This window comes from Nostoc sp. CCY0012, from assembly GCF_963920855.1.
Classification (GTDB): Bacteria; Cyanobacteriota; Cyanobacteriia; order Cyanobacteriales; family Nostocaceae; genus Cyanocohniella.
Genome location: NZ_CAWUDM010000190.1, coordinates 1 through 5,915, shown reverse-complemented (window position 1 = coordinate 5,915; position 5,915 = coordinate 1). Strand labels below are relative to the sequence as shown.

The 5,915-nt window shown below is 40.3% G+C and carries 4 protein-coding genes and 2 pseudogenes; 2 read left to right on the top strand and 4 right to left on the bottom strand.

Going from position 1 to position 5,915, the window contains the following annotated elements; all coding sequences use genetic code 11:
* The first annotated feature begins 864 nt into the window (after positions 1-864).
* Positions 865-1,125: a hypothetical protein gene (locus ACM0OS_RS28165; RefSeq protein ID WP_414546477.1), complete on the top strand. Its 261-nt coding sequence runs from the start codon at positions 865-867 to the stop codon at positions 1,123-1,125.
* Between the two features lie 54 nt (positions 1,126-1,179).
* On the opposite strand, the pseudogene ACM0OS_RS28160 reads toward ACM0OS_RS28165, so the two are convergent.
* From ACM0OS_RS28160 to ACM0OS_RS28145, 4 genes and pseudogenes are all read right to left on the bottom strand, one after another.
* Positions 1,180-1,733 (bottom strand): annotated as a pseudogene (locus ACM0OS_RS28160) (IS4 family transposase); the annotation flags it as partial.
* 158 nt (positions 1,734-1,891) lie between these two features.
* Positions 1,892-2,938: an RNA 3'-terminal phosphate cyclase gene (gene rtcA / locus ACM0OS_RS28155; protein WP_414546476.1), complete on the bottom strand. Its 1,047-nt coding sequence runs from the start codon at positions 2,936-2,938 to the stop codon at positions 1,892-1,894.
* Between the two features lie 96 nt (positions 2,939-3,034).
* Positions 3,035-4,372 (bottom strand): FAD-binding oxidoreductase, encoded by a 1,338-nt coding sequence (locus tag ACM0OS_RS28150; protein WP_414546475.1) that lies wholly within the window; start codon positions 4,370-4,372, stop codon positions 3,035-3,037.
* A 428-nt stretch (positions 4,373-4,800) separates the two neighbouring features.
* Positions 4,801-5,271 (bottom strand): tetratricopeptide repeat protein, encoded by a 471-nt coding sequence (locus ACM0OS_RS28145; protein WP_414546474.1) that lies wholly within the window; start codon positions 5,269-5,271, stop codon positions 4,801-4,803.
* Positions 5,272-5,571: 300 nt separating this feature from the next.
* On the opposite strand from ACM0OS_RS28145, the pseudogene ACM0OS_RS28140 reads away from it, so the two are divergent.
* Positions 5,572-5,805 (top strand): annotated as a pseudogene (locus ACM0OS_RS28140) (hypothetical protein); the annotation flags it as partial.
* Positions 5,806-5,915 lie beyond the last annotated feature (110 nt).

Here is a 5,915-nt window from a genome sequence, read left to right as displayed (position 1 = left end):
GTGTTAAGCATACCGCCAGCGTTCATCCTGAGCCAGGATCAAACTCTCCGTTTTGTTGTGTTTCGAGTTTGTGGCTCCGATTTAAACTAGTTATAGTTATTTCGGAATCCTGATATTTTTTTGATTTTCCTTCTGGGATTCTTTCCCAAAACTTAATCTTTTTGACGAGGATTGGTTTTTCTTTAAGCTTTCAAAATATTTCTTTTTCACGGTTCAGGTGCGGCGGCTTTCGCTTTGGCACTTATCTAATATATCTACTCCCTCAGGTTTCGTCAAGCTTTTTCTCTAACTTTTTTTTCGGATGCCTCTATCCTTTGCTGACAACGCCTTTGAGGCAGATATTTCAATTAGATTAGATCTAATCTTATATACATATACATATGGATATGGCAGTACAAGCACTATCGGATTTGCGGCTTGATTCCAGGGGTTGAATGCAAATGATACATTCTTATTCTTATTCCTTCTCCTGAGAGGTATCGTGAAATTACGCGACTAACCCGCCAATTTTAAAGAAAAAGAGATTCGCCTGTTATGTCCTTCTGGTTTGCAGGAGGTAAATATCGGTGAAGTCAAGAGACAGAGCGTAGAGTGTACTTGATGTCATCAGGTGATGTAATACCATAATTTAACGTGAGTTCGACGGAGAGGAAAACGCAAAAAGCTTGTTGTATATGAATTTGCTGAACGAGGCAGAAGCAGGCGATAGCGCCAGCGCTGTTTCTTGGATGCCCGGAGGGCTTTTGTCAGTTCGCCAGAGCGCACAGTGGGGGAGGGAATTACTACGATTAATTGAGAAGCGGTAAAAAAGTGACAAAAAAATGCCGAAACTAAAAATATCTAAGAAAAATCCAGGTTTCGGCTATGTCCACCATTGTATTTCGCCTCGATATCACGCAAATTTTCTGCGACGTAGATGATTTTTGTCACCAATGGTCAAACCTCTGGCGGCAGGTACCACAATTGCCATCAACAATGGGAGAAAAGCGTAGCAAATCGAGGATGCATTTATCAGAAGTGATGACAATAGTCATAGCCTTTCATGGCAGTGGATATAAGGTGATTTCTAAGAAAGAATTTACCAATAGTAATTCTCACTACAAAATATTTGTCTTTTTGCACTAACTATTGCATGAAATTGAGTCCTGCAAATCACGGCAGTTGCTTCTCTTCGAGACGCTCCGCGAACAAGTCGGGGAACCCGCCCAACGCACTGCCTCCTCTATCCATTACCCCAATTGCCTCTGGCGGTAAATTAGACATCATTGATGAACCGAATTTATAATCATGGTCATGACCAAAATTTATCAAATTATCTTCTGGACTGCCTGTTGACAGATTGAGGGAACTAAACAGTTTGACTTGATGATGACCTAGAACCCATAGCAACTTGCTTGTTAATGTAATTACTGTTGAGTCAATTGGACAAATTGCATATTTGTCATGTAATTTTTTCTGGACTTTTTCTGGATTAATTGATTCAATTGATGATAAATATTTTGGAATATTTCTTGGTTTCTATGTGTGTTAGCCTTGGAAAATGTTGAAATACTTACATCAATTCCCGTATTGTTTAATCTTTTAAATAAGTCCCGCATACTTGTTAAGCTATTATCCAAGGCATATGCCAACCAACACTCAACATAAAGACGGCTGTTCAAAACTGGATAATCATTTTTTGGCAACGGTCTGAGGATGTCTTTGACAATATTGGGAAATGAATTTATAATCATTATCAATCAATTTATTTTAATCCTTCGCCCAGAACTTACCATATTTTGGGCTATTTTTATCACAGATTTCTTAACATTCAACACTTCTGTGTGCAGCCTAATTTTTATATATTCTAGCAATTAACAAATGTATTAACTATTCTAGGTTTTAATCTAAATTATCCGCAAACAGGATGTACAGCCACAAGGTTTTCTCTTGCATCTAGTGTGATGCGCGCCAGTCTAAATTGTTCAATTATAGCTGCATTAGTTGTTAAATGTGTACTCAACTCAGCTACTCGATATTGGCTTTCATTGGTAGCTAACACAGCAGGTAGTAATAATTGATCTGCTAAATGCTCATCTACTGGTGCGCCAGTTTGATGAAATCTCATCAGTTGTTTGCAAGCAATTTCTGCCACTTTTTCTGATGTCATCCGCAAACGACCAAATCCACCAAAGCCAGTTAAACTATTTTGATATTCAGCAGTTAAAAAAATACCTGCCCCTGGTGCTACACCCTTTTCTCGCAAAGCCTGTATATTGACTTTTAATCCTGCTTCTTGCAACAAATTTTCGGCCCGATTCGCCATGCGTTGGGGAATATGTGCGGGTAGTTGCGTAACTACCGCTAGTCCCCGTACTTGCTGTAAATCTCCACGTTCTACCAAGTTGATTCCGCTGAGTTTTCTACCACCCCTCACCCGCAACTTGATTTCTCCCCCACCTTGGGGATACCACCCCCAAGCACCTAATTGAACTTCTGCTTCTATCCCCATACGCTGGAGTATTGGTAGATAGACTTGTTGAATATAAGTAATTGTGGGGCTGAAGTTGACATGAGTTCCACCCCGCAACGTCACCAAAGAATCACCAGAGGCTAGGGACAAAGGTAAGAGGATAGTCTGTAAAACTAAAGTAATTGCACCAGCCGAACTACCTTGTCGAGCTTCACTGACATCAAAGGTATAATTTCCCGCTTGTACATAACTACTGGGAATGAATTCTAAGTTCAATGAACCTAAAGCATCACCGTGCATTTGGGCGTGACAAACTCTCGCAGCTGCGCGAACAGCTGTTAAGTGTTGCGCTGCTAATCCTGGTTTTTTGCGTTTGGCGCGAATCCCTGCAATGCGTATCGGTTGGCCAGTGATGGCGGCTAAACTCAAGGAGGTACGAAGAACCTGTCCGCCTCCTTCTCCGTAGGAACCGTCAATTTCAAGCATGGGAGATGTTGGATATTGGATTTGAGGATAGTCTCCACGGTTCTGGAAACATACCATAGATAAACACAGATTAAGTATGATCTGTGATTTCTTAACTTAATGTGAAATTTGGCATTGCAAAACTTTGCTTTTACCAGGATTCATCAATCCATAAGGGTCAACCATTTCTTTAAATTTTAACTGCTCAGGATCAATAATTTTTCTCCCGCCATCTTCAATAATGTATGTGTGAGGATTGGCAATGAATACACCTTTAGCTTCGTGATAGCGAATAATTTCATTGAGACGTTCTTCGGTGCTGTAACGCACAAGCTGTAAAGCACCAGGAGTTACTCTACCATTCACCCGAATAAATTCTAAGTGCATCATTACTTCATCACCAAAATGATGATACATATGCTCCACCAATTCTAAGCTGGTATCAGCAGGGAACATACTTTGTAAGTAAGTGATGGAAGTATCGACAGTCCGGGCGTGTAAGGTGGTGTGATTCCAAGTAAATTCTCCTAAATTCGCACCTTTATCATTTGCTGGTTTTTCATAAGTAATTTTACCGCCGTATTGCTTTACTAAACCAGGTAATGATTCTAAATTGGGTTCAGCCAGCATTAATAATACTGGGTGAGTACCTTCGGGAATGTACTGTTGTAAGGGATGAAAATATTGGGATATTGGCGATGCAAAAACAGCAATTAATTTTTTCATCATGCCATCGGCATTACCCAGGGCTTGCCCAAACTTGGCGGCTGCCATAAAGTCATCAAAGGTAACAATGACTTCGGCCCAAGGATAAGCTGGCCCTAAGGGAATTTCTATTTCGGTGATGATGCCATTAATTCCCCAAGCATGATTGACTTTTTGCACATCGTCGCCGCGTAATTCGATAACACGGGGTTCATCTTCTAAGGTAACAACTTGCAGACCTAAAAGATTACCGCGATCGCCTAATAATCCATATTGAATTGAGCCAATTCCCCCACTCCCACCAGCAATAAATCCGCCAATTGTGGCTGTGCGATATGTGGAAGGTGCCATACGGATTTCCCAACCGATGTCTCGCGCTTTTTTATCTATGGCTACCAACTTTACGCCAGGTTCTACCCTCGCTACTCCTGGTTTTACCCAATGAATATTGTGCATTTTGGTCATATCCAGAATTACACCGCCATGCAAAGGTACGCATTGCCCATAATTACCTGTTCCCGCACCCCGCACTGTTAGGGGTATTTTATGTTTGGCGCAAGCGGCTGCTACTGCGATAACCTCTTGTTGGTTAGCAGGACGCACAACAATATCCCCCACTTTCCCCTCTAGCTTTGGTACTAAAACAGGGCTAAAGGTATGGTAATCCTGAGATAATTTGGCTACTTGAGGCGGATCTGTAATAATTTCTATACTTTGTAGAGAGCTAATTAATTTATTTAATTGCGTCATAATTTATTTGTTGTTTTAAAGTTATAAAAGTGCTTTTGGTCATCAAAAAACCATACTTGCCTTGCAGTAATAACAACTAAGTGACATTAACAACCGTAGAAATATAAATAGGTTAGCCTTTGAGGTTGGAAAAGATGTTAATTGCTGTGTTGGGATGGGCTATGAGACATTACGGGTCTTTTTGAAAGATGGCTGCTACAGTAACTTTGGGAATTTCCTAGGCTATGGCGTTTACGGCATAAATTCCGTAACCCATCAACAAGGTTACTCTGAGTACAACCAGCTAAAACACTGCTATCCATGTAAATGAAAGCAAGTTAAAGCAATGGTGACAACTCAAGCAATGAGTTGCAGTTGACGTTGGTGTGATCAAATCCATAAAACAATAAAATCAAATTTTTCACACCAAGATTGGTACAACTGCTGGTTTAGCTGAGTCGGAGTGTACATTCTAAAATTAATTTTTGGTTTACCAAGGAATAGGGTTGAATTTCTAAAGCGCGCTTAAAGGCTTTGATTGCTTGACTATATTTTCCTAGTGCGGCGTAACACAAACCCATGCCATGCAGCGCTCCAAAATGAACTGGATTAATCTGAATCACCATTTGGCAGTCTGCCAAAGATTGTTTATAGTCTCCTATGCTGTAGTAGAGAAAAGCACGTCGATTCCAGGCTTCGGCAAAATCTGGTTGGTCTTTGATGAGTTCTGTCAACATTGTCTTGGCTTCAGCTGTTTCCCCAGCATCAAGTAACTTTTGACTCTGGTCAATTCTCTCCAGCCCATAAATTCCCTTTTGTTGAAACCAGATCCGCCAGAGTTTTTTGGTAGCTTGGTCTCTCACAGTGGCGTCGGGGTTTTTCAAATCTTCAAGTAAAGAACTGATAGATAAAGAATCCATGAATTTGAGATAAGTGATTATATCTTTGTATCTTTGTATAAAGGTATCAACTTTCCCAGGAAATCTACTAAGTCTTTTTTAAAGTCATCTTTAAAATTCTCAGCCCGGAATTGTAAAGTCAGCAATTTCTGTGTTACCTATTGTATTAAGTAATACTACTAACCCTAAAAGCAACCTGTAAAGTAATGAGTGATTAGTCGTTAAAATATCAACATTTTAAAAACAAAAACTAACTATAAGTAGTTGACAAATCACTGGTGACTAATAGTTTATAAAAACATCACAAATAAACATATGACTATGCCAAAGCAAAATAGCGTTTCCAGGCATATTGTTCTCACTTCCCATCCCAGTAGCTTTGGCCCTAAGCCAATTGCCATTAATTGGGGAACTGCAAAGTCGATGCAACGTGGCCCAGTGATTGCTACTTTGACCAAACAAGCACATCGCAACGTGATTGGTACCCACTCTGGCAGTTATGCAATTTATCGCGCTTTAGCAGTGGCTAGTGGTGCTTTACAGACAGATCATCGAAGATCATCGAGCTGATTAAATTAACACTTACCCAGTAACCAAGATTAGTCCCCATCCTAGTAGTCTGTCAAAAATTAATTGACGGATAAAGGCGCTTCAGTTTAATCCGG